At 53.7% G+C, this 26,418-nt stretch carries 28 protein-coding genes; 14 read left to right on the forward strand and 14 right to left on the reverse strand.

What is annotated here, in order from left to right; all coding sequences use genetic code 11:
- Positions 1 to 7 precede the first annotated feature (7 nt).
- Positions 8 to 1,294, forward strand: coding sequence for an ABC transporter substrate-binding protein (locus HWQ15_RS03625; RefSeq protein WP_023298522.1), 1,287 nt, complete (start codon positions 8 to 10; stop codon positions 1,292 to 1,294).
- A gap of 70 nt (positions 1,295 to 1,364) precedes the next feature.
- Here the strand turns inward: HWQ15_RS03625 and HWQ15_RS03630 are convergent, their stop codons facing one another.
- From HWQ15_RS03630 to kduI, 3 genes are all read right to left on the reverse strand, one after another.
- The gene (locus tag HWQ15_RS03630; protein ID WP_176587378.1) at positions 1,365 to 2,780 is read right to left on the reverse strand and encodes a sugar porter family MFS transporter; all 1,416 of its coding nucleotides are present in this window, start codon (positions 2,778 to 2,780) and stop codon (positions 1,365 to 1,367) included.
- A gap of 312 nt (positions 2,781 to 3,092) precedes the next feature.
- Positions 3,093 to 3,854 carry a 2-dehydro-3-deoxy-D-gluconate 5-dehydrogenase KduD gene (gene kduD / locus HWQ15_RS03635; protein ID WP_003862835.1) on the reverse strand — a complete coding sequence of 254 codons (762 nt, stop codon included), beginning with the start codon at positions 3,852 to 3,854 and terminating at the stop codon, positions 3,093 to 3,095.
- 63 nt (positions 3,855 to 3,917) lie between these two features.
- Positions 3,918 to 4,754: a 5-dehydro-4-deoxy-D-glucuronate isomerase gene (gene kduI / locus HWQ15_RS03640; protein WP_017382863.1), complete on the reverse strand. Its 837-nt coding sequence runs from the start codon at positions 4,752 to 4,754 to the stop codon at positions 3,918 to 3,920.
- Between the two features lie 300 nt (positions 4,755 to 5,054).
- On the opposite strand from kduI, the gene HWQ15_RS03645 reads away from it, so the two are divergent.
- The gene (locus tag HWQ15_RS03645) at positions 5,055 to 6,230 is read left to right on the forward strand and encodes an oligogalacturonate lyase family protein (RefSeq protein WP_023298524.1); all 1,176 of its coding nucleotides are present in this window, start codon (positions 5,055 to 5,057) and stop codon (positions 6,228 to 6,230) included.
- Positions 6,231 to 6,646: 416 nt separating this feature from the next.
- Here HWQ15_RS03645 and HWQ15_RS03650 read toward each other — a convergent pair whose 3' ends face one another.
- The 3 genes from HWQ15_RS03650 to HWQ15_RS03660 form a co-directional block, all read right to left on the reverse strand.
- Positions 6,647 to 7,330, reverse strand: a complete 684-nt coding sequence (locus HWQ15_RS03650) for an oligogalacturonate-specific porin KdgM family protein (protein ID WP_063148669.1) — start codon at positions 7,328 to 7,330, stop codon at positions 6,647 to 6,649.
- Positions 7,331 to 7,647: 317 nt separating this feature from the next.
- Positions 7,648 to 8,826, reverse strand: a complete 1,179-nt coding sequence (locus tag HWQ15_RS03655) for an acetyl-CoA C-acetyltransferase (protein WP_022649256.1) — start codon at positions 8,824 to 8,826, stop codon at positions 7,648 to 7,650.
- A gap of 92 nt (positions 8,827 to 8,918) precedes the next feature.
- On the reverse strand, positions 8,919 to 9,785 hold the full coding sequence (locus HWQ15_RS03660) for a LysR family transcriptional regulator (protein WP_038416634.1): 867 nt from the start codon (positions 9,783 to 9,785) through the stop codon (positions 8,919 to 8,921).
- Positions 9,786 to 9,886: 101 nt separating this feature from the next.
- On the opposite strand from HWQ15_RS03660, the gene HWQ15_RS03665 reads away from it, so the two are divergent.
- Together HWQ15_RS03665 and HWQ15_RS03670 are read left to right on the forward strand one after the other, a co-directional pair.
- Positions 9,887 to 10,351, forward strand: coding sequence for a multidrug/biocide efflux PACE transporter (locus tag HWQ15_RS03665; protein ID WP_063148670.1), 465 nt, complete (start codon positions 9,887 to 9,889; stop codon positions 10,349 to 10,351).
- Positions 10,352 to 10,467: 116 nt separating this feature from the next.
- On the forward strand, positions 10,468 to 11,697 hold the full coding sequence (locus tag HWQ15_RS03670; RefSeq protein WP_063148671.1) for an amino acid permease: 1,230 nt from the start codon (positions 10,468 to 10,470) through the stop codon (positions 11,695 to 11,697).
- Positions 11,698 to 11,730: 33 nt separating this feature from the next.
- On the opposite strand, the gene HWQ15_RS03675 is transcribed toward HWQ15_RS03670, so the two are convergent.
- Both HWQ15_RS03675 and yjdI read right to left on the reverse strand, forming a co-directional pair.
- On the reverse strand, positions 11,731 to 12,003 hold the full coding sequence (locus HWQ15_RS03675) for a GNAT family N-acetyltransferase (RefSeq protein WP_006811846.1): 273 nt from the start codon (positions 12,001 to 12,003) through the stop codon (positions 11,731 to 11,733).
- A gap of 10 nt (positions 12,004 to 12,013) precedes the next feature.
- Entirely contained in the window at positions 12,014 to 12,244 is a 231-nt protein-coding gene (yjdI, locus tag HWQ15_RS03680; RefSeq protein ID WP_022649260.1) for a 4Fe-4S mono-cluster protein YjdI, read from the reverse strand.
- Positions 12,245 to 12,696: 452 nt separating this feature from the next.
- Here yjdI and HWQ15_RS03685 point away from each other — a divergent pair, with 452 nt between their 5' ends.
- From HWQ15_RS03685 to HWQ15_RS03715, 7 genes are all read left to right on the forward strand, one after another.
- On the forward strand, positions 12,697 to 12,885 hold the full coding sequence (locus HWQ15_RS03685; protein WP_022649261.1) for a general stress protein: 189 nt from the start codon (positions 12,697 to 12,699) through the stop codon (positions 12,883 to 12,885).
- A 90-nt stretch (positions 12,886 to 12,975) separates the two neighbouring features.
- A complete protein-coding gene (locus tag HWQ15_RS03690) occupies positions 12,976 to 13,473 on the forward strand; it encodes a ferritin-like domain-containing protein (RefSeq protein WP_003862851.1) in 498 nt (165 codons plus the stop codon).
- A gap of 62 nt (positions 13,474 to 13,535) precedes the next feature.
- Positions 13,536 to 14,042, forward strand: a complete 507-nt coding sequence (locus HWQ15_RS03695) for a ferritin-like domain-containing protein (RefSeq protein WP_022649262.1) — start codon at positions 13,536 to 13,538, stop codon at positions 14,040 to 14,042.
- A gap of 17 nt (positions 14,043 to 14,059) precedes the next feature.
- A complete protein-coding gene (locus HWQ15_RS03700; RefSeq protein WP_022649263.1) occupies positions 14,060 to 14,932 on the forward strand; it encodes a manganese catalase family protein in 873 nt (290 codons plus the stop codon).
- A gap of 70 nt (positions 14,933 to 15,002) precedes the next feature.
- Positions 15,003 to 16,406, forward strand: a complete 1,404-nt coding sequence (locus HWQ15_RS03705) for a cytochrome ubiquinol oxidase subunit I (protein WP_063147423.1) — start codon at positions 15,003 to 15,005, stop codon at positions 16,404 to 16,406.
- Positions 16,406 to 17,416: a cytochrome d ubiquinol oxidase subunit II gene (gene cydB / locus HWQ15_RS03710; RefSeq protein WP_022649265.1), complete on the forward strand. Its 1,011-nt coding sequence runs from the start codon at positions 16,406 to 16,408 to the stop codon at positions 17,414 to 17,416. The genes HWQ15_RS03705 and cydB overlap by 1 nt, the downstream gene beginning before the upstream one ends.
- 8 nt (positions 17,417 to 17,424) lie before the next feature.
- Positions 17,425 to 19,050 carry an alpha-amylase family protein gene (locus tag HWQ15_RS03715; protein ID WP_063148673.1) on the forward strand — a complete coding sequence of 542 codons (1,626 nt, stop codon included), beginning with the start codon at positions 17,425 to 17,427 and terminating at the stop codon, positions 19,048 to 19,050.
- Here the strand turns inward: HWQ15_RS03715 and HWQ15_RS03720 are convergent, their stop codons facing one another.
- Genes HWQ15_RS03720 through HWQ15_RS03735 form a run of 4 tightly spaced genes read right to left on the reverse strand, consistent with a single transcriptional unit; the run spans position 19,051 to position 21,547 of the window.
- Complete coding sequence (locus HWQ15_RS03720) at positions 19,051 to 20,037, reverse strand: SDR family oxidoreductase (protein WP_023298529.1); 987 nt, start codon at positions 20,035 to 20,037, stop codon at positions 19,051 to 19,053.
- 16 nt (positions 20,038 to 20,053) lie between these two features.
- Positions 20,054 to 20,572, reverse strand: coding sequence for a 2-oxo-tetronate isomerase (locus tag HWQ15_RS03725; protein ID WP_058646267.1), 519 nt, complete (start codon positions 20,570 to 20,572; stop codon positions 20,054 to 20,056).
- Positions 20,573 to 20,587: 15 nt separating this feature from the next.
- Positions 20,588 to 21,034: a DUF421 domain-containing protein gene (locus HWQ15_RS03730; RefSeq protein WP_022649269.1), complete on the reverse strand. Its 447-nt coding sequence runs from the start codon at positions 21,032 to 21,034 to the stop codon at positions 20,588 to 20,590.
- 9 nt (positions 21,035 to 21,043) lie between these two features.
- Positions 21,044 to 21,547, reverse strand: a complete 504-nt coding sequence (locus HWQ15_RS03735) for a hypothetical protein (protein WP_023298530.1) — start codon at positions 21,545 to 21,547, stop codon at positions 21,044 to 21,046.
- Between the two features lie 139 nt (positions 21,548 to 21,686).
- Between HWQ15_RS03735 and HWQ15_RS03740 the strand changes: the two genes are divergently transcribed.
- Complete coding sequence (locus HWQ15_RS03740) at positions 21,687 to 22,076, forward strand: YdeI family stress tolerance OB fold protein (protein WP_022649271.1); 390 nt, start codon at positions 21,687 to 21,689, stop codon at positions 22,074 to 22,076.
- Positions 22,077 to 22,137: 61 nt separating this feature from the next.
- Entirely contained in the window at positions 22,138 to 23,022 is an 885-nt protein-coding gene (locus HWQ15_RS03745; RefSeq protein WP_022649272.1) for an SDR family oxidoreductase, read from the forward strand.
- A 102-nt stretch (positions 23,023 to 23,124) separates the two neighbouring features.
- Here the strand turns inward: HWQ15_RS03745 and HWQ15_RS03750 are convergent, their stop codons facing one another.
- Complete coding sequence (locus tag HWQ15_RS03750) at positions 23,125 to 25,107, reverse strand: alkyl/aryl-sulfatase (RefSeq protein ID WP_176587379.1); 1,983 nt, start codon at positions 25,105 to 25,107, stop codon at positions 23,125 to 23,127.
- A 171-nt stretch (positions 25,108 to 25,278) separates the two neighbouring features.
- Here HWQ15_RS03750 and HWQ15_RS03755 point away from each other — a divergent pair, with 171 nt between their 5' ends.
- Complete coding sequence (locus HWQ15_RS03755; protein ID WP_022649275.1) at positions 25,279 to 25,677, forward strand: hypothetical protein; 399 nt, start codon at positions 25,279 to 25,281, stop codon at positions 25,675 to 25,677.
- Between the two features lie 58 nt (positions 25,678 to 25,735).
- Here HWQ15_RS03755 and HWQ15_RS03760 read toward each other — a convergent pair whose 3' ends face one another.
- Entirely contained in the window at positions 25,736 to 26,347 is a 612-nt protein-coding gene (locus HWQ15_RS03760; protein ID WP_022649276.1) for an outer membrane beta-barrel protein, read from the reverse strand.
- Positions 26,348 to 26,418 lie beyond the last annotated feature (71 nt).

The raw sequence follows: 26,418 nt of genomic DNA on the forward strand, positions 1-26,418 counted from the left end.
GATAAAAATGAAAAAAGTGCTTTTAAGCGCAGCTATCTCCGCGACCCTGGGCCTTACCGCTTTGCCATCGATGGCGCAGAATGTGGATTTACGGATGTCCTGGTGGGGCGGCAACGGCCGTCACCAGGTCACCCTGAAAGCGCTGGAGGAGTTCCATAAGCAGAACCCGGACATCAACGTGAAAGCGGAATACACCGGCTGGGACGGTCACCTCTCCCGTCTGACCACCCAGATTGCGGGTGGAACCGAGCCAGACGTAATGCAGACGAACTGGAACTGGCTGCCGATCTTCTCCAAAACCGGTGACGGCTTCTACGATCTGAACAAGTTGAAGGAGGTGATCGACCTGTCGCAGTTCGATCCCAAAGAGCTGCAAACCACCACCGTGGATGGCAAGCTGAACGGCATTCCGATCTCGGTGACGGCGCGGGTGTTCTACTTCAATGACGAAACCTGGAAAAAAGCGGGTATTGCGTACCCGAAAACCTGGGACGAGCTGATGGCGGCCGGTAAAACCTTCGAGAGCAAGCTCGGTAAGCAATACTACCCGGTGATCCTCGAGCACCAGGATACGCTGGCGCTGCTGAATTCGTACATGATCCAGAAGTACAACATTCCTGCGGTGGATGAGAAAACCAAAAAGTTCAGCTACACAAAGGAACAGTGGGTGGAGTTCTTCCAGACCTACAAAAAGCTGATCGACAGCCACGTCATGCCGGACACAAAATACTATGCCTCGTTTGGTAAGAGCAACATGTATGAGATGAAGCCGTGGATCCAGGGAGAATGGGGCGGCACCTATATGTGGAACTCCACCATCAACAAATATTCCGACAACCTGAAGCCACCGGCGAAACTGGAGCTGGGCAGCTACCCAATGCTGCCGGGCGCCACCGACGCGGGCCTGTTCTTCAAACCGGCGCAAATGCTGTCGATTGGTAAGTCGACCAAAAACCCGGAAGCGGCGGCGAAGCTGATTAATTTCCTGCTCAACAGCAAAGAAGGGGTCGATACGCTGGGCCTTGAGCGTGGCGTACCGCTGAGCAAAGTAGCGGTGCAGTATCTGACTGAAGACGGCACCATTAAAGAGGACGATCCTTCCGTGGCAGGCCTGCGTCTGGCGCAGTCGCTGCCGGCGAAACTCACCGTCTCGCCATACTTTGACGACCCACAGATTGTGGCGCAGTTCGGTACTTCTTTGCAGTATATCGACTACGGGCAGAAAACCGTGGAAGAGACGGCCGCTGACTTCCAGCGTCAGGCGGAGCGTATTTTGAGACGTGCGATGCGGTAAACACTAAGCCGCTTACCCGGCCTACACGGTATCGTAGGCCCGGTAAGCGAAGCGCCACCGGGCAATTACATTACACGCCGATATTACGTAGTTTCTCCCCTCTCATCAGCTTGCGTTCAATATGCTCCAGGGTCACGCCCTTGGTTTCGGGGATCAGCCAGAAGGTCACACCGATAAACGCCACGTTCAGCACCGTATAGAGCCAGAAGGTGCCTGCCGCGCCAATCGCATCCAGCAGCGTCAGGAAGGTCGCGCCAATGATCATGTTCGACACCCAGTTGGTGGTGGTGGAACAGGTGATACCAAAGTCGCGGCATTTCAGCGGCTGTATTTCAGAGCACAGGATCCACACCACCGGCGCGGCGCTCATCGCGTAACCGGCGATACACATCATGGTCATGCCCACGGAGAGCCAGGAGAGGCCGCTTGACGCCGTGCCGTTATCGAACTGCATCAGGCAGTAGCCAAGGATTAAGGTGCCGAGCGCCATCACGCTAAAGCCAATTTTCAGGGCGGGTTTACGTCCGGCCTTATCAACGGTGAACACCGCGATAAAGGTGGCGAACATAAAGGTCAGCCCCACCACCAGCGTGGCGATCATCTGCTGTTCGGTGGTGGTAAAACCGGCCATTTTAAAAATGCGCGGGGCGTAATACATAATGATGTTCATCCCCGTAAACTGCTGCATCGCCTGTAACAGCATGCCGAGGAACACTGCGCGGCGCACGTTGCGGTTCGCCTTAAACAGGGACCAGCCGCCCTGCTTCAGCTTCAGGCTTTCGCGGATTTCGTTCAGCTCTTCACGCGCTTTTTCAGACGTGTCGCGCAACATGCGCAGCACCTCTTCCGCCTCCACGTGACGCCCTTTTTGCGCCAGCCAGCGCGGGCTGTTCGGCAGGAAAATGACTAACACAATCAGCAGCAGCGCAGGCAGCGCCAACACGCCAAGCATTGCCCGCCAGTTGCCGCTGTAGCTGAAGTACGTATCCGACAGAAACGCCAGCACGATACCGAGCGTCACCATCAGCTGATACATACTGATCATCTTCCCGCGCACGTTCTCACTTGCCATTTCAGAGAGATAAAGCGGCGCGGTGTAGGACGCGATACCCACCGCTACGCCAAGCAGCACGCGTGAAAGCAGCAGCACTTCTATGTTTGTCGCAAACGCGGAGCCGATGGAGCCTGCGACGAACAGGATCGCCCCAACCATCAGGCTGTATTTGCGCCCGAGACGGAACGACAGCCAGCCGTTAAACAACGCGCCGATGGCCGCGCCCAGCATCATGCCGCTCACCACCCACTCTTGCAGGCGGTTGCTTAACGTAAAGTGGTCGGTAATAAAGGGCAGTGCGCCAGCGATAACGCCGATATCCAGACCAAACAGTAGACCGGCTACGGCGGCCGCAACAGAAACAAACTGGTTCATGCGTCGGGTATCGCGCAGCGCAGCGGGCATAAGGGTAGAGTCATTTATAGATGTCATAGTTTCCTGCCTCAACAGCGAAATTCGTTAAGTGAAATTACGAGATACCGGAAGAAAGTGTCAGGTCGGAACTGGTGAAGATATGGATTATTTCGCTACGACATACCGTTCTGTGATGGACATTACAATTTCAAATCAGGGTGGTTTAACCTTATTTTTTATTAATTAGTTAATATTTAAGCAATAAATGTGTGATACCCGTCATTTATTCCTTTTTAGTATGGATTTTTCATCTTTAAGGATATGGATAAAGCCAATTTTAGCGCAAAAAAAACCTCCACCCGAGGGCAGAGGTTCTTTATTAAGGCTGAATTAACGTGCCAGCCAGCCGCCGTCAACGGCGACGGTATAGCCGTTAATGTAATCCGAAGCCGGAGAAGCCAGGAACACAACCGGGCCCATCAGATCGCTCGGCAGACCCCAGCGACCCGCTGGAATACGTTCCAGAATTGCCGCGCTGCGCTCTTCATCAGCACGCAGCTGCTGGGTATTGTTGGTGGCCATGTAGCCCGGCGCAATCGCGTTGACGTTGATATTGTGCTGCGCCCACTCGTTCGCCAGCAGACGGGTCACGCCCATCACGGCGCTCTTCGATGCGGTGTAAGACGGTACGCGGATGCCGCCCTGGAAAGAGAGCATGGAGGCAATATTAATGATCTTCCCGCCTTTCCCCTGCGCGATGAAGTGCTTCGCAGCCGCCTGGGACATAAAGAACACGCTCTTGATGTTCAGGTTCATCACGTCGTCCCAGTCCGTTTCGCTGAAGTTAATCGCATCTTCACGGCGAATCAGGCCCGCATTGTTGACCAGAATATCGATATGCCCGAACTCCGCCACCGCGCGATCCAGCAGTTCAGGGATCGCATCGATTTTGCGCAGGTCCGCAGTCAGGCTCAGGAAACGACGGCCCAGCGCGGTGACGCGCTCGATGGTTTCCGTTGGCTCTACGATGTTAATCCCGACGATATCACAGCCCGCTTCCGCCAGACCTAACGCCATACCCTGCCCCAGCCCGGTGTCACACCCGGAAACCACAGCCACTTTACCCTGCAGAGAAAATGCATCCAGAATCATGTTTGTTCCTTAATCGTTCAGCGCCTGTCACCAACAGGCAGATGTATGCTTAACTGCCTGCGACTAGCGCAGATCCTTAACAGCGACGTGGTCCATGTCATCGAAGACCTGGTTTTCACCGACCATACCCCAGATAAAGGTATAAGCTTTCGTTCCCACGCCAGAGTGGATGGACCAGCTTGGCGAAATGACCGCCTGCTCGTTGTGCATCACGATATGGCGAGTTTCCTGCGGCTGTCCCATCATGTGGAACACGCAGGCATCTTCATCCATGTTGAAGTAGAAATAGACTTCCATGCGGCGCTCGTGGGTATGGCACGGCATGGTGTTCCACAGGTTGCCCGGCGCAAGCTCGGTCAGCCCCATGCTGAGCTGGCAAGTTTCCAGCACATCCGGTACGAAGTATTTATTGATGGTGCGGCGGTTGCTGGTGAGGTTGTCACCAAGGGTCACCGGGGCAACGTCCGCTGGCGTGACTTTTTTGGTTGGGTAAGTCGTATGAGCCGGGGCGCAGTTGTAGTAGAACTTCGCCGGTTTGCTGCCATCGATGCTGGCGAACACCACTTCTTTCGCGCCTTTTCCGACGTACAGCGCGTCACGGTGACCTATTTCGTAGCACTGGCCATCGACGGTTATGGTGCCCGGCCCGCCAATGTTAATCACGCCCAGTTCACGGCGTTCGAGGAAGTAGCTCACGCCCAGCTGTTTGCCCACTTCACCGCCCACGGAGACGGTTTTCGCCACCGGCATAATCCCGCCCACAATAATGCGGTCAATATGGCTGTAGACCATGGTGTACTTGTCGGCTTCGAACACTTGCTCAACTAAAAACTCACTGCGCAGCCCCTGAGTATCCAGCGTTTTTGCGTGCGCACTGTGGATGCTTTGTCTGACGTCCACGTAAACCTCCAGAATTGATCGTGCCCGAAGGCAAAGATGAATAACGAAACAATGTTCCGTTTTCGTGATGAACACATATTATCCCCTGTACATGGGGTTTTCAATTACATTTAAAACAACGTTTCATTTTTTCTGTATGTTTATGCCAGAAATGGTGTTTCGATCACGATAAATCTTTAAGCCCCTCAATCTGGTTAAAGAAACTGAGAATTTGCGCTGTCAGTCACACATAATGAAACGATGTTTTGATAATTTAACACCTAGTTTTCAACCTACATTACGCGTTCAAAGGAGTGCATTATGGCTAAAGGTATGCGGGTCAAGCTGAACTACGAGGTCAGCCGCGATCCGGATACAGGCGTGGAAGTTACCCGCCTGACCCCACCGGAAGTAACCTGTCATCGCAACTACTTTTACCAGAAGTGCTTCTTTAACGATGGCAGCCACCTGCTGTTCGCCGGGGAGTTCGACGGTCACTGGAACTATTACCTGCTGGATCTGAAAAACGCCGAAGCGGTGCAGCTGACCGAAGGCGCGGGCGATAACACCTTTGGCGGGTTCCTCTCTCCGGACGATCAATCCCTCTACTATGTGAAGAACGATCGCACCCTGCTTGAGGTGGATTTACAGACGCTGGCAGAGCGCGAAGTGTACCGTGTCCCGGAAGAGTGGGTTGGCTACGGCACCTGGGTCGCGAACAGCGACTGCACAAAACTGGTGGGTATTGAGATTGCCAGACGTGACTGGACGCCACTCAACGACTGGAAAATTTTCCACGACTTCTTCCACAAAGGGCCGCACTGCCGCCTGCTGCGCGTTGATCTAAAAACGGGTGAAAGCACCACCATCCATGACGAGAAGATCTGGCTGGGACATCCGATTTATCGCCCGTTCGATGACAATACCGTGGCCTTCTGTCATGAAGGGCCACACGACCTGGTTGACGCCCGCATGTGGCTGGTCAACGAAGATGGCAGCAACGTGCGGAAAGTGAAAACGCACGCGGAAGGGGAAAGCTGCACGCATGAATTTTGGGTGCCGGACGGGTCCGCGCTGATCTACGTCTCTTACCTGAAAGGTCAGCAAGGGCGCACCATCTCCCGCTTCAATCCGGACACCGGCGTGAATGAAGCGGTAATGAACATGCCCGCCTGTTCGCACCTGATGAGCAATGTTGACGGCACCATGCTGGTTGGCGACGGTTCCGGCACGCCTGTCGATGTGAAAGACACCGGCGGCTACACCATTGATAACGATCCTTATCTGTATGCCTTTGACGTGGCGAAGAAAGCCTATTACCGCATTGCCCGTCATGACACTTCCTGGGCTACGGTGGCGAACAGCCGCCAGGTAACCCACCCGCATCCGTCCTTCACGCCGGACGAAAAAGCGGTGCTGTACAGTTCCGATAAAGACGGCAAACCGGCCCTCTATATCGCGAAACTCCCCGAGCAACCTGAAATGTTGCATGCCTGAATGAGTTAGTGTTTCTGTAACTGGCCTTGCCCTCCGATTCGGAGGGCTTTTTTTTGGGTGATTGCGGCGCTTTTTGCCGGGTGGCGCTAACGCTTACCCGGCCTACGAAACGACTGATTGGAGAGAAAGTGTAGCCGGGTAAGCGCATCGCCATCCGGCATACGAAACGACGGAGTGGAAGGAAAGTGTAGGCCGGGTAAGCGCAGGGCCACCCGGCATACGAAACGACGGAGTGGAAGGAAAGTGTAGGCCGGGTAAGCGCAGGGCCACCCGGCATACGAAACGACGGAGTAGAAGGAAAGTGTATGCCGGGTAAGCGCAGGGCCACCCGGCATACGAAACGACGGAGTGGAAGGAAAGTGTAGGCCGGGTAAGCGAAGCGCCACCCGGCGGTTTTTAGCGAAGAAGCCGGATTATCAGAAGGAGTACGCCACGCCTAAACGGAAACGGGTCTGGCGTTCGTCAGTGTCTTTAACCCCCACGTTGCCCACCTCAACATACGGTGCCCAGTTTTTATCCCATTTGTAGGCCAGCTTGGCGTTATATTCATTGGAATAATCTTTATTGTTATTTCGGGCCACGCCTTCAGAGCTTTTCGCGTAAACATAGTTCAGCTCGGTACGCCAGTCACCTAATACCCAACCGACCCACGCATCACCACGGTTAACTTTATCATCGTCCTTATTTGAGCTTGACGGGTAGCGGGTATATTCATAACGGTAACGCGCGGCCACGTAGAAGCCATTATCGAAACTATATTGCACATGCAGATTCGGTTTATAAATGGTACGACTGTCTGTGCTTTCAATCGTAAACGCAGGCGTCAGGGCGATATTGTCTGTCGCTTTCCAGCGCCAGCTAATCTGATCTTCGTGACCGTTCCCCACCACATCCGCGAATGGCTGATCTGCCTTGTCCCCGCCTGATTTCCACTTCGCCTCGACTGAAAAACCGAAGCCATTGTCAAAGCGGTGCGAGACGGCAACACGGTCGGCATTCGAGCCGCTGTCAATATATTCGTGACGCAGATCGACGGTAACGGCGCTAGCCGCAAAAGAGGCACTAATAATGGAAGCAAGGAGCAGAGATTTCTTAAACATGAAAAAACCCTCAATTAAAATAACGTTTCGTTTTTATGAAACTTGAGTTTATTTTTTATGCACCGTTATTTTAGTGACAAGGATCGAAATTATTTGTTTCATTTTTTTTGGCAAAGATCGACGTGAACCTCATCAACAAAAAAGGCGTATAACGCATAAATTCCAGGCGTGAGATCACACTAAGAACTTCACAAAGCGAATAATTCACCGCGCAATAATTATTTTGGGCTTAAGAAAGAACGCAGAAGTGTTAAAAAAGGATTCTGCGGACATAAAAAAACCTCCCGAGGGAGGCTTTCTGTGCGCAGAGGGGGAAATTACCGTTCGATAGCCAGGGCTACCCCCTGCCCTCCGCCAATGCAGAGCGTTGCGATCCCTTTTCGGGCGTTACGCTTTTTCATTTCGTGGACTAGCGACACCAGAATGCGGCAGCCGGAAGCGCCAATAGGATGACCGAGCGCGATCGCACCGCCGTTGACGTTGACCCGCAGCGGATCCCATTCCAGCATTTTCCCGACCGAGATCGCCTGTGCAGCAAAGGCTTCATTGACTTCAATCAGATCTACATCGTTCAGCTGCCAGCCCGCCCGCTCAAGACAGCGGCGCGTGGCATAGACCGGGGCGATCCCCATTAACGCAGGATCAACACCCACGCTGGCAAACGCTTTGATGCGCGCCAGCACCGGCAGCGCCAGCTCCTGGGCTTTGCTTTCACTCATCATCATCACCGCCGCCGCACCGTCGTTAATGGATGATGCGTTACCTGCCGTTACAGAACCGAGCGTTTCGAAGGCCGGATCGAGTTTTGCCAGCCCTTCTGCGCTGGCATCGGTGCGAGGCTGCTCGTCGGTATCAACGATGAGCGCTTCGCCGTTCTGGCGTTGGGTACTGACCGGGACAATTTCATCGCGAAAACGGCCGGAGTCGATCGCTGCACGCGCTTTTTGCTGCGAGCTAAGCGCATACGCATCCTGAAGCTCGCGGCTGATGCCGTATTCCCGCGCCAGGTTTTCCGCCGTTACGCCCATATGGTAGTCGTTGAAGGCGTCCCACAGCCCGTCATGAACCAGGCTGTCAAGCAGCTGACTGTTCCCGAGCTGCGCGCCGGTCCGGCTGTCGGTCAGGACATGCGGGGCGCGGCTCATGTTTTCCTGCCCTCCGGCAATGACCACGTCCGCTTCACCGCACTGGATGGCCTGCGTCGCAAGATGGAGCGCTTTCAAACCTGAACCACAGACGTCGTTGATGGTAATCGCCGAAACGGTATTAGGCAGGCCGCCCTTCAGCGCCGCCTGGCGCGCAGGGTTTTGTCCCGCGCCAGCGGTCAGCACCTGGCCGAGGATCACCTCATCAATTTCATGTGCGGCAACCCCGCTGCGTTCCACCAGCGCTCTTACCACCACGCTGCCGAGATCAACCGCAGAGTGACGCGCAAGCGCTCCCTGAAAACAGCCGATAGCCGTACGTAACGCACCCACTATAACGACATCTTTCATCACGACCTCTGTGCAAAATGACATGACGATAGTAGAGGATTGTTATCAACAATTGACGCAAATGTTTAAAATTAGTGAGTTTAGTCACAGGATTATCGTGCGTCCTGCAAGTACTGGCGCAGCCAGCTTCCGGCGACGCCGGGCGGGGTTCTTTTGTTCCATACCAGATCGATGGCAATCGACCTCGGCCAACCCGGCACGTTCAGCTGCACCAGCGATTTCGATGCGGCAAATTCGTCGACCAGCGCGCAGGGTAACGCGCACCAGCCAAAGCCCTGTACCGCCATGCTCAGCAGCAGCAGATAGTTCGGCGCAGACCAGACCGGCCCGCGCGCAAGGGGCGCTTCCCGTTCAAGATAGGTACTCAGCCGCAGCTCGCGCCAGCCATGCAGCTCGTCCGCCTGCGTCTCATGTTGCCCTGCCAGAGGATGTCCGGCAGAAACGTAAATAGCCATCCGCGTCTGCATAGGCAGACGGGTCGCGCCAATATCGGTCGGGTAGCTGTCGCGTGCTTCCGTCAGGCCAATTTGCGCCCGCTCCTTTTGCAGCAGATCGATCACGTCCTCCTCTTCCCCAATCAGACACTCAAATTCGGTGTGCGGAAAACGCTGGTCGAACTGGCTCATCATCTCTTCCAGCACGGCCGGGTTAAGCGTATCGGAGAGAACAAAGGTAAAACGCGCCTCCGTTTGCGCCGTTAAGGATACGGCCAGCTCATCAAGGCGCGCGCTGGCGGCGAGGATTGACTGGACATAGCCCAGCACCTGTTCACCCTGGGCGGTTAACACCGGGTGACGCGCCGAGCGATCAAACAGTTCAAAGCCAAGGTCAGCTTCAAGGTTGGCGATGGAGGTGCTGATGGTGGACTGGCTTTTACGCAGCCGTCGTGCCGCAGCTGAAAACGAACCTGCGGCGACAGTTTCAACAAACGCGGTCAGTGCTTCGGGAGAATAACGCATGATGTATCTACTTTATCGATGGATACCATCTTTTATATATCACCTTAAGCGATAAGAATAGGCCGCATCAACGCCCATACTGGCGTCTATATGAGGTAAATATGCAACATCAGGATGCACTCCAACGTAAATTGCCGGAGCGGATCTTCCATGCCGTCTGTTTTGAAGGTATTGCTACGGCGATCCTCGCCCCTACGGCCGCGTGGCTAATGCAGCGCTCGGTGGTTGAAATGGGGGGTCTCACTATTATTCTGGCGACCACGGCAATGCTCTGGAACATTATCTATAACTTTGGCTTCGACCGTTTCTGGCCCGTTCAGCGGGTGAAGCGCACGGCAAAAGTGCGCGCCCTACATGCGCTGGGTTTTGAATGCGGCTTTATTGTGATTGGCATAACCATCGTTGCCGCCGTGCTGGGCGTGACGCTGCTCCAGGCCTTCACGCTGGAGATTGGCTTCTTCCTGTTCTTCCTGCCGTACACCATGCTCTACAACTGGGCGTATGACACCCTGCGGGAGAAAATTATCAAGCGCCGCCAGCAACGTCGCGCCCTGGCAAGCGAATGACCTTCCGGCCGGAGACCTTCTCCGGCCCAACCCCAGCGAAGCAACGGCGACCTCAACGCATAATTATGGTAAATTGCACTCCTTTTTGTTCGTTTTATAGTTGATACGTTGCTCTAATGTCGAAAATTTGGTCAAAAGAAGAGACTCTCTGGAGTTTCGCCCTCTACGGCACTGCCGTGGGCGCAGGAACCCTGTTCTTGCCCATTCAGCTCGGCTCTGCTGGCGCGATTGTCCTGCTGATCACCGCCCTTGTGGCGTATCCCTTAACCTACTGGCCGCATAAAGCGCTGGCGCAATTTATTCTGTCGTCGAAGACGAAAGGCAACGAAGGGATCACCGGTGCCGTTTCCCATTACTACGGCAAAAAGATCGGCAACCTCATCACCACGCTCTATTTCGTGGCCTTCTTTGTGGTGGTTCTGATTTACGCGGTGGCGATAACCAACTCACTTACTGAACAGCTGGCGAAACGGATGACGGTGGATACCAGCGTGCGGATGCTGGTGAGTTTTGGCGTGGTGCTGATTTTGAATCTGATCTTCCTGATGGGGCGGCACATCACCATTAAGGTGATGGGTTTCCTTGTCTTTCCGCTGATCGCCTATTTCCTGTTTGTCTCGCTGTATCTGACGGGCAGCTGGCAGCCGTCGCTGCTGACCAGCCAGATGGCCTTCGACCAGCATACGCTGCACCAGGTGTGGATATCGATCCCGGTGATGGTTTTCGCTTTTAGCCATACCCCGATCATCTCGACCTTCGCCGTAGATCGTCGCGAGAAATACGGTGAAGAGGCTATGGGTAAATGCAAAAAAATCATGAAAGTGGCGTACCTGATCATCTGCCTCAGCGTGCTGTTCTTTGTGTTCAGCTGCCTGCTTTCGATTCCACCGTCCTATATCGTGGCGGCAAAAGAGGAAGGGGTGACGATCCTGTCCGCGCTGTCGATGATGCCTTCGTCCCCGGCATGGCTGGGCATTTCCGGCATTATCGTGGCAATTATAGCGATGTCGAAATCGTTCCTCGGCACCTATTTTGGCGTGATTGAAGGGGCAACGGAAATTGTGAAATCGTCGCTGAATCAGGTGGGGGTGAAGAAAAGTCGCGCCTTTAACCGCGCGGTTTCGATTCTCGGCGTGTCGCTGATTACCTTTGCGGTCTGCTGCATCAACCCGAATGCGATCTCGATGATTTACGCCATCAGCGGTCCGCTTATCGCCATGATCCTGTTCATCATGCCGACGCTGTCGACGTACCTGATCCCGTCGTTAAAACCGTACCGCTCCATCGGTAACATGCTGACGCTGATTGTGGGTGTGCTGTGTGTGTCGGTGATGTTTGTCGGTTGAGTGTGCTGCCCGGCGCAATGCCGGGCATCTGTTTTACGCCCGAATATCGTCATACTCCCGCGTATTATCAAACTCATGCTTCGCAAACGGACACAGCGGGATAATTTTACGGTTCTCCCCGCGCATCTTCTCTACCACCTTCGCCACCAGCTGCTTACCCACACCCTGCCCTTTCAGGCTCGGATCCACATCGGTGTGCTCGATGATGCTCAGATGCTCGCCGGTCGGGACAAAGACGATCTCCGCAACCTGATTGCCTTCGGCGTCGTTGACATAAAACTTGTTATGGCCTTCAAGAATATCCATGGTTCCTCACTTATTTTAGGCGGTACTTCAGCGCACCGCTCGGGCAGGTATCAATTACGCGCGCAACAGTTTCTGCATCCACTTCATCCGGTGCGATCCAGGGTTTACGCTTCAGGTCGAACAGCGCCGCGCTGCCGCGTACGCAGTTGCCCGAGTGTTTGCAGATCCCTGTGTTGAAGTAGACATCGATTTTCTCACCGGTATAGGCCCGGTACCCTGCATCCAGTAGCTCCTGATCCATGACATTGCCTCTGTAATTATTGTGGTGACAAATGCAGCATACCCTCACCCGATCCGCCTGACCACGTCAAAAACGACGATCGGATACACTGTTTCGGCTCGTTATTTTACTTCTCGTTTAAGACTATTCCGATTATAAAGACTCAGGTCGGTAAGATATATTTTTGCGCTACGTCAATTCTTGTAATCATTTCCGCCGCGTTCACATTAAGATTATTAGCTAAGCGGAATCCTAACGACACAATTTATTTCCCCCTAAGCAATGGATTTACTTCCGATTTTCAAAAATCGTAACGAAGCGGTATTTCCCCCGCATCTCTGGAAATGGTGCAAAACAACCCAGACAGGAAATTTGACTCTTCTCACATAACGACTAATGTTAATTTCTGAACGACAACTGATACGAATTACTTATCGTATCACCTGACATAAACGCAACATGAGGGTTGATATATGGCAGAGCAACATCGTGGTGGTTCCGGTAATTTCGCGCAAGACCGTGAAAAAGCATCAGAAGCTGGACGTAAAGGCGGCCAGCACAGCGGCGGTAATTTCAAAAACGATCCGCAACGCGCATCTGAAGCGGGTAAGAAAGGGGGACAGAACAGTCACGGCGGGGGCCGTAAATCTGATAACTCCTGATCTTATTTAAAGCTCTTATAAATATACCGAGAGCATGCTGCGGGCCTGTCGGCTCGCAGTACCTTCCCTTTATTTCACTGGAGCGAATATATGAATATGAAAACTGTTGAAGATGTATTTATTCACCTGTTATCCGATACCTACAGCGCTGAGAAGCAGCTGACCCGCGCGCTAAGCAAGTTAGCCCGTGCCGCATCAAGCGAGAAGCTGAGCGCTGCCTTCACGGCTCACCTTGAGGAGACGCAGGGACAGATCGAACGTATCGATCAGATTATTGAGCAGGAATCCGGCCTCAAGCTGAAGCGCATGAAATGCGTTGCAATGGAAGGCTTAATTGAAGAAGCCAACGAAGTTATTGAGAGCACTGAGAAAAACGAAGTGCGTGACGCTGCATTAATTGCCGCCGCACAGAAAGTCGAGCACTACGAAATTGCCAGCTACGGCACCCTGGCCACCCTGGCTGAACAATTAGGCTATAAAAAAGCCGTTAAACTTCTTGCAGAAACACTGGAAGAAGAAAAAGAAACCGATCTCAAATTAACCGATCTGGCTGTCGGCAATATTAATCAAAAAGCCCAGAAAGGATAAATAAAAATTTGATGAGCATCAGCACCAACAATTAACCAGAAAATAAATCACAGGAGTTAATTATGAATCATGTAGAACACTACCATGATTGGCTACGCGATGCCCATGCGATGGAAAAGCAAGCCGAATCCATGCTGGAATCAATGGCCAGCCGTATTGATAATTATCCCGACTTACGTGCACGAATTGAACAACACGTTAATGAAACTAAACACCAAATTACCGTGCTGGAAGAAATTCTCGACCGCAATAATATTTCCCGTTCGGTCATAAAAGATTCCATGAGCAAAATGGCGGCGCTCGGCCAGTCCATTGGCGGCATGTTCCCTTCCGACGAAATTGTTAAAGGCTCCATCAGCGGCTACGTTTTTGAGCAGTTTGAAATTGCCTGCTACACCTCTCTGCTGGCCGCGGCCAAACAAGCGGGCGATACCGCCTCCATTCCAGCCATTGAATCCATTCTGGAAGAAGAGCGCCAGATGGCGGACTGGCTGATTCAACATATTCCACAGACGACGGAACAGTTCCTGCTGCGCTCCGACGCGGACGGCGTTGAAGCGAAAAAATAACGGAAGAGGGAGAAACTATGTTTCGACACGTAAAACAGCTGCAATACACGGTACGCGTAGCCGAACCGAATCCGGGTCTGGCTAATCTTCTGCTTGAGCAGTTTGGCGGGCCACAGGGCGAACTTGCCGCGGCATGTCGTTACTTTACGCAAGGATTGAGCGACGACGATCCCGGTCGTAAAGATATGCTGATGGATATCGCGACCGAGGAGTTAAGTCACCTGGAAATTATCGGCACCCTGGTGGGTATGCTTAATAAGGGTGCGAAAGGTGAACTGGCGGAAGGCGTTGAAAATGAAGCGGAGCTGTACCGGTCCATGACCGAAAACGGCAACGACAGTCATATCACTTCCCTGCTCTACGGGGGCGGTACTCCGCTCACTAACTCCGCAGGCGTACCGTGGACGGCGGCGTACGTGGATACCATTGGCGAACCCACCGCGGATCTGCGCTCTAACATTGCGGCCGAGGCGCGCGCCAAAATTATCTACGAACGGCTTATTAACGTAACGGACGATCCAGGTGTTAAAGATGCGCTGGCGTTTTTAATGACGCGTGAGGCAGCACACCAGCTTTCGTTTGAGAAGGCGCTCCAGTCGATTCGTAACAACTTCCCACCGGGTAAATTGCCGCCAATCGAAGAGTACACCAACAAGTACTACAATATGTCTGAGGGGGGAGAAGTTCGCGGAAGCTGGAACAGCGACAAGCACTTCGACTACGTGGAATCTCCTCAGCCAGCGGTCGATGGCGGTGACGGCGGCGCAAGCGTAACGCTTACAACAGAGCAGGCTACGCTGGTCAAAGCAATGTGCGCACGTACGAAATCCGATCCTAAAGCCGATCCGCTTACCGGTGCCGAGCTTGGCGCGGGTAAGAAAAAACCGTAACCGGTTTTGCCAGGCAGCCTGAGGCTGTCTGGCAATGCCTTGTGGGCTATCAGTTCCAGAGGTACGGAGCATGTTCGAGCTTGATGCGTTTCATCTGGCCAGGATACAGTTCGCCTTTACCGTCTCTTTCCATATTCTCTTTCCGGCAATCACCATCGGGCTTGCGAGCTATCTGGTGGTTCTCGAGGGCATGTGGCTTCGCACAAAAAATGATGTCTGGCGCTCGCTTTACCATTTCTGGCTGAAAATTTTCGCCGTTAACTTTGGTATGGGCGTGGTTTCCGGGCTGGTAATGGCTTACCAGTTTGGGACTAACTGGAGCGGATTTTCCCAGTTCGCAGGCAGCATAACCGGCCCTCTGCTCACTTATGAAGTCTTAACCGCCTTCTTCCTCGAAGCCGGTTTCCTGGGCGTGATGTTGTTCGGCTGGAACAAGGTCGGCCCCGGCCTGCACTTCTTTGCCACCTGCATGGTGGCGCTGGGCACGCTGATGTCCACCTTCTGGATCCTCGCCTCCAACAGTTGGATGCATACCCCGCAGGGCTTCAGTATTCAGAACGGTCAGGTCATTCCCGAAGACTGGCTGGCCATTATTTTTAACCCCTCATTCCCTTACCGTCTGATCCATATGTCCATCGCCGCCTTCCTGTGCAGCGCCTTGTTTGTGGGCGCGTCCGGGGCATGGCATCTGCTGCGCGGCAACGACACGCCCGCTATTCGCAAAATGTTCTCCATGGCCATGTGGATGGCGCTGCTGGTCGCGCCCATCCAGGCAGTCGTTGGGGATATGCACGGCCTGAATACGCTTGAGCATCAGCCTGCCAAAATCGCCGCGATTGAAGGCCACTGGGAAAATCCGCCCGGCGAGGCTACCCCGCTGCTGCTGTTCGGCGTACCGGATATGGAGGAGGAGCGCACCAAATACGGGCTTGAAATTCCGGCGCTCGGCAGCCTGATCCTGACGCATAGCCTGGATAAACAGGTCCCGGCGCTGAAAGATTTCCCGAAAGAGGACCGCCCGAACTCGCTCATCGTCTTCTGGTCTTTCCGCATTATGGTCGGCATGGGGCTGCTGATGATTACGCTTGGTGTGCTGAGCGTCTGGCTGCGCTATCGCCGCCGACTCTATCACTCGCGACCATTCCACTGGTTTGCCCTGTTCATGGGGCCAGCCGGACTGCTTGCGCTGCTCGCCGGGTGGGTCACCACCGAAGTGGGCCGCCAGCCGTGGGTCGTCTACGGCTATCTGCGCACGATAGATGCGGTGTCTCTGCACAGCACGTTGCAGATGAGCATCAGCCTGCTGGCCTTTATCGTGGTCTACTGTTCGGTATTTGGCGTGGGTTATGTGTATCTCGCCCGGTTGATAAAGAAAGGGCCGCAGCCTGTCGGCACGCTAACGTCTAATACGTCGGGCACCCCTGCCCGTCCGCTGTCCGCCGCCGAGTCTGTTCCGGAAGAGGAGAAGATCTGATGGGCGTCGATATCCCGGTCATCTGGTTTGCCATTATTGTCTTCGCCACGCTGATGTACATCATCATGGACGGTTTCGATCTTGGTATCGGCATGCTGTTCAGCTTTGTGGGCGATGCCAAAGAACGCGACGTGATGGTGAACAGCGTCGCACCGGTCTGGGACGGAAATGAAACCTGGCTGGTTCTCGGCGGCGCAGGGTTGTTCGGCGCGTTTCCGCTGGCCTACGCGGTGATTATCGATGCCCTGACCATCCCGCTCACGGCCATGCTGATCGGGCTTATTTTCCGCGGCGTGGCATTTGAGTTTCGCTTTAAGGCGACCCCTTCCCACCGCAAATTCTGGGACTATTCTTTTGCTGGCGGTTCCCTGCTGGCAACCTTCAGCCAGGGGATCGTGGTCGGCGCGATGATCAACGGCTTTGACGTGGAAGGGCGACGCTTTGTGGGCTCCTCGCTGGACTGGTTAACCCCGTTTAACCTGTTCTGCGGGCTGGGTTTGATTGTCGCCTATACCCTGCTGGCTACCACATGGCTGATCATGAAAAGCGAAGGCGCGCTGCAAAACCGGATGCGTGAGCTGACCCGCCACGTGCTGCTGGCACTGATCGCCGTCATTGCGGTGGTGAGTATCTGGACCCCGCTCGGCTGGCAGTTTGTCGCCGAGCGCTGGTTTACACTGCCTAACTTCTTCTGGTTCCTGCCGGTTCCGGTTCTGGTGGCGGTATTCAGCCTGTGGATCTGGCGGCTGACGCGCAATCCCGACAGCCATGCCCGTCCGTTCCTGTTAACGCTGGGCCTGATTTTCCTCGGCTTTAGCGGACTGGGCATCAGCCTGTGGCCACACATTATCCCGCCGCACATCACCCTGTGGGAAGCCGCCGCGCCGCCTGCCAGCCAGCTGTTTATGCTGATCGGCACGCTGTTAATCATCCCGGTGATCCTGGTTTACACCGCCTGGAGCTACTACGTCTTCCGGGGCAAAGTGTCTGATACCGAAGGTTATCACTAAGGATTGCTATGGCAGGCTGGCATACACGCGCCATTATTTACCAGATTGATACCGCCCTGTTTTACGATCTTAACGGCGATGGTTGTGGCGACATCGCCGGGATCGCCGCGAAGTTGCGCTACATCCGCCGGATGGGCGCGACGGTTATCTGGATCACCCCGTTTTACCTCACCCCTTTTCTCGATGAAGGCTATGACGTAAGCGACCATTTGCAGGTCGATCCCCGCTTCGGCAAGCTCAACGATATCATCGCCTTTATTGAACAGGCGCGGGAGCTGGGGATGAAGGTCATTATTGAGCTGCTGATCCAGCACACCTCGGATGCGCATCCCTGGTTTCAGCAAGCCCGCCGCAACCCGCAGTCACCCTACCGTGACTATTATCTCTGGTCTGACACGGACGAGGACGATACGCCACCGATGTTCCCCGGCGTGGAAAAGAGCGTCTGGACATGGGACGACGAAGCGGGGCAATACTACCGGCATATGTTTTATCACCACGAGCCGGATCTCAATCTGGCCTCCCCGGCGGTGCTGAAGGAGGTTGAGAACATCATCATCTTCTGGCTAAAGCTCGGGGTGTCGGGCTTTCGCCTGGATGCAGCGTCGCACCTGACAAAACAGGCCGGGCGTGGAGATCAAAAACGCGGCCTGTGGATCCTGGAGCATCTGCGCCGTCTTATCGAACAGCGCAATCCGGACGCGATCCTGCTCGGCGAAGTCGACGTGGAGGTCGACGCCTACAAAGATTATTTTGGTCAGAATGACCGGCTCAACCTGGTGCTGAATTTCTGGCTCAATAAGTACTTTTACGTCAGCCTTGCAGAGAAGAGCGCACGACCGCTGCGCAACGCGGTGAAAAAGATGATTGTGCCGCCGGACTCCTGCTGCTTCGCCAACTGGCTGCGCAATCATGATGAGCTGGATCTGGAAGGGATAGGCAAAAAAGCGAAGAAGACCGTCATTGATGCCTTCGCCCCTGATGAAGAGATGAGCGTGTATCAGCGAGGGATCCGCCGCCGTCTGGCGCCGATGCTTAAGGGCGATCGAAAGCGGCTGGCCTTTTGCCATGCGGTCTTGTTTTCGCTGCCGGGCGTACCGGTCATGCGCTACGGGGATGAAATTGGAATGGGCGATGATTTAGATCTGGAGGAGCGTTACGCCGTACGCACCCCGATGCAGTGGGCCGGATCGCAGGGCGGCGGTTTCTCAGATGCCGACCCGGAAACCTTTATCGCCCCAATGATAGACCATGGTCCGTACCGCTATCAAAAAATCAACGTGGCGGATTCGCTGTTGCACCGCAACTCACTCCTGCACTGCATTATCGATATCGCCAATACGCGCTCGGAGTTTCCTGAGATCGGCGTCGCGCCGTTTCGTCTTATTACTATCGACAACGATGCGGTACTGGGGATCTATTACGAAACCGACACGCGCAGCATTCTGACCTTCGTTAACTTCAGCGATAAGCCCGTTAATTTTACCGCCAGAGGGATCCGGCATGCGACCTGGACCGCATGCCTGGCGGACAAACGCTACGTCGACGCGCTGGTATGCGGCAAAACCGTCGCGCTTAACCTCAGCGGCTATGGCTACCGCTGGTTCTGGACCGATCGTACCGCACTGCGCTGATTATCGTCTCCGCGAGAGCAGCAGACGCGCCACGATCGCGCCCGTGACGGCGAGGGAGCCGAGCAGCACTTTCCCCGGCATGCCGGAGGTAACGCTGGTGGCGCGCTCTTTTGCTTCGTCGGTGAAGTGCCCGTGGATTTTATGCAGGTCGTTAACCGGCTGATCCAGATAGTCCTGACGGTCATCCGCATTTAGCGTATCGGTCATCTGCCCTTCCCAGGCCTTTTTAACCATCAGCCGGTCCAGAAAACCGGGGAAAAGAAACTGCCCGACAATCGACTGGACGGTGCTGCTGCCCACCCACAGCTCCCGCACCGGTTTCTGCGCCACCTTAAAAATAGCGCTGGCGGCCACTTCCGGCTGAAACACGGGAGGAACCGGGCGCATCGCCCAGGCAAATTTATTCCTCGCCCACTCGAACTGCGGCGTATTGAGGCCCGGCATCTGTACCATTGCGATCTGCACCCGGCTGTTTTCATGCATCAGCTCGGTGCGTACGGCATCGGTAAATCCGCGGATCGCGGCCTTCGCGCCACAGTAGGCTGACTGCAAGGGAATGGAACGGTAGGCCAGCGCGGAGCCAACCTGAATAATCGTTCCGCGATCGCGAGGGGTCATTAACTCCAGCGCGGCGCGGGTGCCGTTAACATAGCCCAGATAGGTCACCTCGGTGACGCGGCGAAACTCCTCCGGGGACATGGTGCGAAACGGCGCCAGCATCCCGCCCATAGCGTTATTCACCCACACATCGATGGCTCCAAGCCGGTATTCAATTTCGTTAGCAGCATCGGTCACCGCCTTGCTGTCCGCCACGTCGGCCTGAACGGCACACGCGTTGATCCCGAAACGGCGCAACTCCTCTTCTGTGGAGCGCAGGCTCTGCTCATCGCGGGCAATAATGCCTACATCGTAGCCCGCTTTAGCAAAGTGCAGCGCCGTGGCTTTCCCCACGCCCGCCGTACCGCCGGTAATAACGATAACAGCCATAGCCTTTCCCCTTGTCTCAGACGTTATCCCATCCGGAGAGTATTTCGATCAGTTCAGACAGCGAATAACGCACCGCTTTTTCCACCACATCCTGACATTCACCGGAAAACAGCACGGTGCGGGTTTCCGTCTGTCCGCGAATATTCCAGCCGAAGCAGACCGTACCGGCTGCCGTGCCATCGTCTCCGCCTTCCGGTCCCGCATAGCCGCTGATGGCAACACCAATATCCGCCTCGGCAATATCGCGAATTTTAGCGGCCATCTCAGTAACCGTTTGTTCACTGACGGCGGTGAAGCGCTCAATCGTTTCGTGCCGCACGCCGAGGATCCTCTCCTTCGCCGCATCGCTGAACACCACCATGCCAACGTCATAAAATTCCGCCGTGTTCTCTTCGGCACAAAGCGCAACCGCGAGATTACCGCCGGTGCAGGACTCCGCCGTGGTTAGACGCAGTCCTCTTTCTGTGAGCGTCATGGCAAGCTTTTTCGTCAGCTCGCTGATGGTCGTATTATTATCGTGAATAAGGTTGCTCATGGATGTGCCCCTTAGTTAATTTTCTTCAGGAATAATTGAAATATGGCCGTTACGCTCAAGGATCGCGTACTTAATATCCTTTAATTCCGTTATGCCGTGGTTCTGGCGTGCTGAAACCAATATATCATCGCAGGATACATCGACTTTTTTCAGTTTATCCGCAATGGGAATACCATTCTCTACCAATATCACCGGGGTGCCATCAAGAACATTCTCAACAGAAGAAGAATATTTTTTAATCAGGCCAAAAATAATATCCACCACCACCAGCGTTGTTATTGTAATCATCGCACCGGTGACGGAAAAATCTTCGCCCAGTAGCGCCTGCTGTGTCGCCTCACTGATAATTAAGAGCAAAATAAGGTCAAAGCTGGTCATTTGCAGCAGGGCGCGCCGTCCGGCGACTTTAAACACGATCACCAGAAACAGGTATATTGCCAGGGCACGAAAAACCATGTCCATATTCGACTCCTAGGGGTAAATAAACTGCCAGAAGCGGATATCTGGCCCGTTGTTTACGCGGATGCTGTTTGTCCATTTCCCTGCTTTTGTCGGCGTGATGAACAGCAGGACGGTGAACTTATCGCTCTGTTTCAGATTGTCGTAAACGAGAAACAAGGTGTTCCCCCGGCTATACATGCTGTCCGGCTGCGGCCAGACGCTGCCCGGCTCATATACGTCGCTGCTTTCGCTGGTCAGGCTGAGAATATATTTACCCTCAGACGTCACCGGAAACGTCAGCGTCATCCGCGATTCGGTCTGGCGGCGGCCGAAGCGCTCATAGCTCAGGTTCAGGGATTTTGCTTCGTTTGTTTTCTCCACGTCGCTAACCGCACCGCTGGAAAACAGGCCGGCTAATGCGGCCACGATAATACCTAACAGTACAATAAAACCCACCTGACGAAATGCATACTCAAACGTCAGTAAACGATAACTCTCTTTTATCCCAGGCACTTTTTCATTTTTTGGTTCCATGGCTTTTGTCACCGTTTCGCTTAATTGCCGAAATTTTTGATTTTTCTACGCAAATGCTTTTAAGACTTATCACATTTGCCACATAAAGGAATAGCAACAATACTTAATAAGTCAAGACATCCAAAATGAAGGATATCAGATGAAATTATCAGTGATTTCAGCCTTGTTAATATTAATTATCCCTTCCGCATGGGCAGATAATAACGGCGGGTTACAAAAGGGTGAAGCGCCGCCACCGCCGCATGCCCTGGACAGTGGTTATCGTGGTACCGATGATGCGCGCATTATGACCATTACTCAGGCAAAAGAGATGCATGATGGCGCCTCTATTTCATTGCGCGGCAATCTTATTGATGGCAATGGCGATAAATACGTATTCCAGGATAAAACCGGGAAAATCGACGTTATTATCCCGAAAGCCGTATTTGACGACAGAACCGTGGAACCTGACAACATGATCAGTATTAGCGGCTCGCTCGATAAAAAATCATCCCCACCCGTAGTGCGGGTCAGCCACTTGCAAAAATAATTCAGCGAAGCGTTAACGCTGTAACTATCCATCAAATCTCACCCCTAACAAGGAGTTAGCTATGAGTGATAATGAACAACGTACGAACGCTTACCCAACGCCACCTTTCCCGGAGCAGCCCCAGACGCCACCGGGCCTGGCCTCTGAAATGGACCCTGTTCCCGATCACGGCGAGACAAGCTACAAAGGGCATGGCCGGCTTACCGGTAAGAAGGCGCTAATTACCGGGGGCGATTCTGGCATCGGACGCGCGGTAGCCATTGCCTATGCCCGCGAAGGGGCAGATGTCGCCATTAACTATTTGCCGGAAGAGGAAGAAGACGCTGCGGAAGTGATCGCCCTGATTAAAGCGGAAGGACGGAATGCCGTCGCGCTACCGGGCGATGTGCGGGACGAAACTTTTTGTCAGAACCTGGTGGAACAGGCCGTCGGAAAACTGGGCGGGCTGGACATCCTGGTGAATAACGCAGGCCGACAGCAGTACCGTGAGACGCTGGAAGAACTGACCACTGAAGATTTTGACGCGACCTTTAAAACAAACGTCTATGCGCCTTTCTGGATCACAAAGGCGGCGTTGCGCCACATGAAAGCTCCCGCTTCCATCATTAACACCTCATCTGTACAGGCGGTAAAACCGAGCGCCGTACTGCTTGACTATGCGCAGACCAAAGCCTGTCTCGCGGTATTTACCAAAGCGCTGGCGAAACAGCTGGGTCCGAAAGGGATCCGCGTGAACGCGGTAGCGCCCGGACCTTACTGGACCGTGCTCCAGCCCAGCGGTGGGCAGCCACAGGAAAAAGTGAAACATTTTGGCGAGAGTACCCCTCTGGGACGCCCGGGACAGCCCGTGGAGATCGCACCGCTGTATGTCACTCTGGCCTCGGATGAGTGTTCATACACCTCCGGGCAGGTCTGGTGTTCAGACGGCGGCGACGGCGTCATCTAGCGCTCAAGCAGCGCAGAGTGTAGGCCGGGTAAGGCGAAGCCGCCACCCGGCAAATTGTTGTTGGCTAATGCTAAAAGGCTGCGAAAGCAGCCTTTTTTACTTTTAAGGGGTGACGACAGGAAACCAGAAACTGAAGCTCTCCATGCAGCGCAGCATTTCGTCTACCTTCGCGGCGTTGCCGACGATCGTCACCTCTCCTGCCTGTTGCGCCTTTTTCAGCGTGGTCTCCTTAAGGATCATTTTGTTCAGCGTTTCGCGGCTGAGCGTAATGGTTGCATCCGGATCTTCTGCCTGGATATTGGCACTGTGGTTTAGCACGCCATTCTCCAGCTCCAGCTTATACCTGCCGCCCTCGCGGCCTAAATCAACGTTAAAAATGCCTCTGGCATTCGCCGCTCTGACGCCGTTAAGGTGAACGCCGAAGTAGTCAAAAATCATCTCAGTTGACATGGCACGGACCGCATCCGGGCTGGCGGTTTTGGGCGTCGGCTTTATCTTCACGCCGTTACGCAACTCTTGCGCACCGGTGAGGTAGGCGTTACGCCACGGCCCTGACTCCGCATGGTATCCCAGCTGTTCAAACGCATCGGCTTCCAGTTCGCACGCCGCCTTATTATTCGGATCGGCAAAAACGACTTTACTGACCACCTGAGCCACCCAGCGATAATTCCCCCGGGCATAATCGACACGGGCTTTTTCAAGGATCGCGCGGGCTCCGCCCATGTAATCGACATACTTTTTCGCCGCCTCGACCGGAGGCAGTTCATCGAGCGTCGCCGGATTGCCGTCGAACCAGCCAAGATAGTAGACATAGGTGGCTTTGACGTTGTTGCTTACCGAGCCGTAATAGCCACGGCCTGCCCAGGATTTAGCCAGCCCGTAAGGCAGGGCGAAATTAGCGGCTATTTCATCCCTCGTCAGCCCCTTATTCGCCAGTCTGAGCGTCTGGTCGTTGATATAGCGGTAGATATCACGCTGGCTTTTCATCAGCTTCACCACTTTTTTGTTACCCCACGTGGGCCAGTGGTGCTGCGCGATAATGATTTCCGCTTTATCACCCCAACGATCAATGGCGTTATTGATGTACTTTGACCATGCCAGCGGATCGTGTATTTTAGCCCCGCGCAGCGAGTAGGTATTGTGCAGGGTGTGAGTGACGTTCTCTGCTGCTTCGATCAGCTTTTTCTCTTCCACATACCAGAGCATTTCAGACGGTGCTTCCGATTCCGGCGTCAGCATAAAGTCATAGGTGAGACCGTCAATGACCTCTTTCTGCTCCTCTTCGGTAATAGAGTGAGTGGGCGCGATGAGCGTGACCGTTCCGGCTGAGGTGGTAGTCCCCAGACCTGCCCCCACCTGCCCCTTCACACCGGGTTTCAGCAGGTTTCCGTGGATATAGCTGGCACGGCGGCTCATGGCGTTTCCGGCCATGATATTTTCCGATACCGCCTCTTCCATAAAACCGGCTGGCGCATAGACTTTCACTTTGCCGGACATTACCCCGGCTTCATCAATTACGCCACGCACGCCGCCATAATGATCGACGTGGCTATGGGTATAAATAACGGCAACAACCGGACGTTTGCCGCGATGCTTAACGTAAAGATCCATGCCCGCTTTAGCCGTTTCCGCAGACACCAGCGGATCGATAACCGTGATCCCCTCTTTGCCCTCTATGATTGTCATATTCGACAGATCGAGGTTGCGGATCTGGTAGACGCCTTCCGTGACTTCAAACAGACCGCCGATATTATTCAGCTGCGCCTGACGCCACAGGCTCGGGTTGACGGTATCCGGCGCTTTTTGCCCTTCTTTGATTAAAGCGTATTTCTGGGGATTCCAGATAACGGCGCCTTTTTCACCTTTAATCACCGCAGGTGGCAGCGGGGCAATAAAGCCTTTATGCGCATTTCGGAAATCGGTTTTATCAAAGAAGGGCAGTTGACCATAAAGTGCATCATTCATTTGTTTCGTATGGGCAGTGGCTTCCTTCACCTCCTTTTGTGCCAGGACAGGCAATGAGATCAACGAGGCCAATAGCAGACCAGCAACGGCCATCGCACTAACGAGAGTTTTAAATTTCATACATCCTCGAGGCGTCATATTCACGCTGGCGGTACAAGGGGGGAAAGGAGGCTATCACCGGGCTTTTCTTTTACCTATGGAAATAACGTTTATAAATAAATAAGTTTATTCTTTCGTCGCTGCGGCCTTCAGGGATAATGCTGAGTCCAATTATTTCCCCGGAGTGATTCGATGAAGAGCCTGCCGTTCTTTTTCGCTATATTAAGTCTGAGCACATTAACAGCATGTAGCTCTCCACCACCAGACAACGTTGAAAAGATTAATCATCTGCAAATTCCGCTGGTATTACCGGGGGAAAAACCGCCGCAGGCACAGATATCTCATATCGCGTCTCTTTATCAGGAAAATAAACAGCAGATCGATAACTTAACGCGCAGCGTAAAATCACAGTATCTTCAGGACACTACCGCAAAAGAAATTTTTGTTGCGGACAGCGCTGTTCAACGCGTTTACGCCTCGCTGACCAAACTGGAACAGTTAGATATGGTTAATCAGCAATACCTGAAAGACAATAATGTCACGGGCCTGCAAAATATTCATATTATGCTTGAACCGTTATTCGCCAGCTGACAACAAAAAACCCGGCAACATAGCAGCCGGGTTTTTCTTAATCGCCATATCACATGCATCAGTCGTACTGACCAAAGCGATAGCTAAGCCCTGCGGTGACGGAACTCAGGTCGCTGCTCACACCGATCTGGTTTGCATTACCCACATTGCTTACCCACTGATATTCCAGGCGGCCAGCCCAGTTTTTATTGAAGGCGTATTCAGTACCCACAGCTGCAAGCGGGCGCACACCGGTTTCAAAACGATTGTGACCACTTACATCGGATTCAGCGCGATAGCCCATCGCACCGGCACGGCCGTAGATATCCCAGTCATTGGTCAAGGCATAGCTGGCCTTCAGGGACATTTGCAGACCCTGCGTCTTCATTTGCGCCCCTGCGCCATGCTGACCCTTGATCTGCATGTTGCCTAAATAATCATAACCGCCTTCTACCGCAAGCCATGGGGTAATCTGGTAACCCGTATAAACACCCCCACCGACATTATCATGGTCAAAATCGAAGTGGTCGGAATTATTGTTATCAAACGCTTTTGAACCCATATTGGTATCAAAATAGTGTGACCAGCCGAATTTCGCTCCGCCATACCAGGTGCCCGCATCAGCGGCGGCGAACGCGGAAGTGGCGGTAAACGCATTAACCATAATCAAAGCGAGAACTGTCTTTTTCATAAATATACCGTTTACTTAATAAAGATAAAACTTAGAAAGCAAACGATATAGAAAATTAACAGCCTCGTTAA

Source organism: Enterobacter sp. DSM 30060 (assembly GCF_013375955.1).
GTDB classification, from domain to species: Bacteria; Pseudomonadota; Gammaproteobacteria; order Enterobacterales; family Enterobacteriaceae; genus Enterobacter; species Enterobacter intestinihominis.

Coding starts and splice junctions, on each gene's coding strand:
- HWQ15_RS03655 (WP_022649256.1), bottom strand. CDS start 8,826: ATGAAAGATGTCGTTATAGTGGGTGCGTTACGTACGGCTATCGGCTGT.
- HWQ15_RS03700 (WP_022649263.1), top strand. CDS start 14,060: ATGTTTCGACACGTAAAACAGCTGCAATACACGGTACGCGTAGCCGAA.
- HWQ15_RS03665 (WP_063148670.1), top strand. CDS start 9,887: ATGCAACATCAGGATGCACTCCAACGTAAATTGCCGGAGCGGATCTTC.
- HWQ15_RS03695 (WP_022649262.1), top strand. CDS start 13,536: ATGAATCATGTAGAACACTACCATGATTGGCTACGCGATGCCCATGCG.
- HWQ15_RS03755 (WP_022649275.1), top strand. CDS start 25,279: ATGAAGAGCCTGCCGTTCTTTTTCGCTATATTAAGTCTGAGCACATTA.
- HWQ15_RS03630 (WP_176587378.1), bottom strand. CDS start 2,780: ATGACATCTATAAATGACTCTACCCTTATGCCCGCTGCGCTGCGCGAT.
- HWQ15_RS03660 (WP_038416634.1), bottom strand. CDS start 9,785: ATGCGTTATTCTCCCGAAGCACTGACCGCGTTTGTTGAAACTGTCGCC.
- kduD (WP_003862835.1), bottom strand. CDS start 3,854: ATGATTCTGGATGCATTTTCTCTGCAGGGTAAAGTGGCTGTGGTTTCC.
- HWQ15_RS03625 (WP_023298522.1), top strand. CDS start 8: ATGAAAAAAGTGCTTTTAAGCGCAGCTATCTCCGCGACCCTGGGCCTT.
- HWQ15_RS03725 (WP_058646267.1), bottom strand. CDS start 20,572: ATGAGCAACCTTATTCACGATAATAATACGACCATCAGCGAGCTGACG.
- HWQ15_RS03670 (WP_063148671.1), top strand. CDS start 10,468: ATGTCGAAAATTTGGTCAAAAGAAGAGACTCTCTGGAGTTTCGCCCTC.
- yjdI (WP_022649260.1), bottom strand. CDS start 12,244: ATGGATCAGGAGCTACTGGATGCAGGGTACCGGGCCTATACCGGTGAG.
- HWQ15_RS03750 (WP_176587379.1), bottom strand. CDS start 25,107: ATGAAATTTAAAACTCTCGTTAGTGCGATGGCCGTTGCTGGTCTGCTA.
- HWQ15_RS03745 (WP_022649272.1), top strand. CDS start 22,138: ATGAGTGATAATGAACAACGTACGAACGCTTACCCAACGCCACCTTTC.
- HWQ15_RS03760 (WP_022649276.1), bottom strand. CDS start 26,347: ATGAAAAAGACAGTTCTCGCTTTGATTATGGTTAATGCGTTTACCGCC.
- HWQ15_RS03730 (WP_022649269.1), bottom strand. CDS start 21,034: ATGGACATGGTTTTTCGTGCCCTGGCAATATACCTGTTTCTGGTGATC.
- HWQ15_RS03720 (WP_023298529.1), bottom strand. CDS start 20,037: ATGGCTGTTATCGTTATTACCGGCGGTACGGCGGGCGTGGGGAAAGCC.
- HWQ15_RS03645 (WP_023298524.1), top strand. CDS start 5,055: ATGGCTAAAGGTATGCGGGTCAAGCTGAACTACGAGGTCAGCCGCGAT.
- HWQ15_RS03740 (WP_022649271.1), top strand. CDS start 21,687: ATGAAATTATCAGTGATTTCAGCCTTGTTAATATTAATTATCCCTTCC.
- HWQ15_RS03650 (WP_063148669.1), bottom strand. CDS start 7,330: ATGTTTAAGAAATCTCTGCTCCTTGCTTCCATTATTAGTGCCTCTTTT.
- HWQ15_RS03715 (WP_063148673.1), top strand. CDS start 17,425: ATGGCAGGCTGGCATACACGCGCCATTATTTACCAGATTGATACCGCC.
- cydB (WP_022649265.1), top strand. CDS start 16,406: ATGGGCGTCGATATCCCGGTCATCTGGTTTGCCATTATTGTCTTCGCC.
- HWQ15_RS03705 (WP_063147423.1), top strand. CDS start 15,003: ATGTTCGAGCTTGATGCGTTTCATCTGGCCAGGATACAGTTCGCCTTT.
- HWQ15_RS03685 (WP_022649261.1), top strand. CDS start 12,697: ATGGCAGAGCAACATCGTGGTGGTTCCGGTAATTTCGCGCAAGACCGT.
- HWQ15_RS03690 (WP_003862851.1), top strand. CDS start 12,976: ATGAATATGAAAACTGTTGAAGATGTATTTATTCACCTGTTATCCGAT.
- HWQ15_RS03675 (WP_006811846.1), bottom strand. CDS start 12,003: ATGGATATTCTTGAAGGCCATAACAAGTTTTATGTCAACGACGCCGAA.
- HWQ15_RS03735 (WP_023298530.1), bottom strand. CDS start 21,547: ATGGAACCAAAAAATGAAAAAGTGCCTGGGATAAAAGAGAGTTATCGT.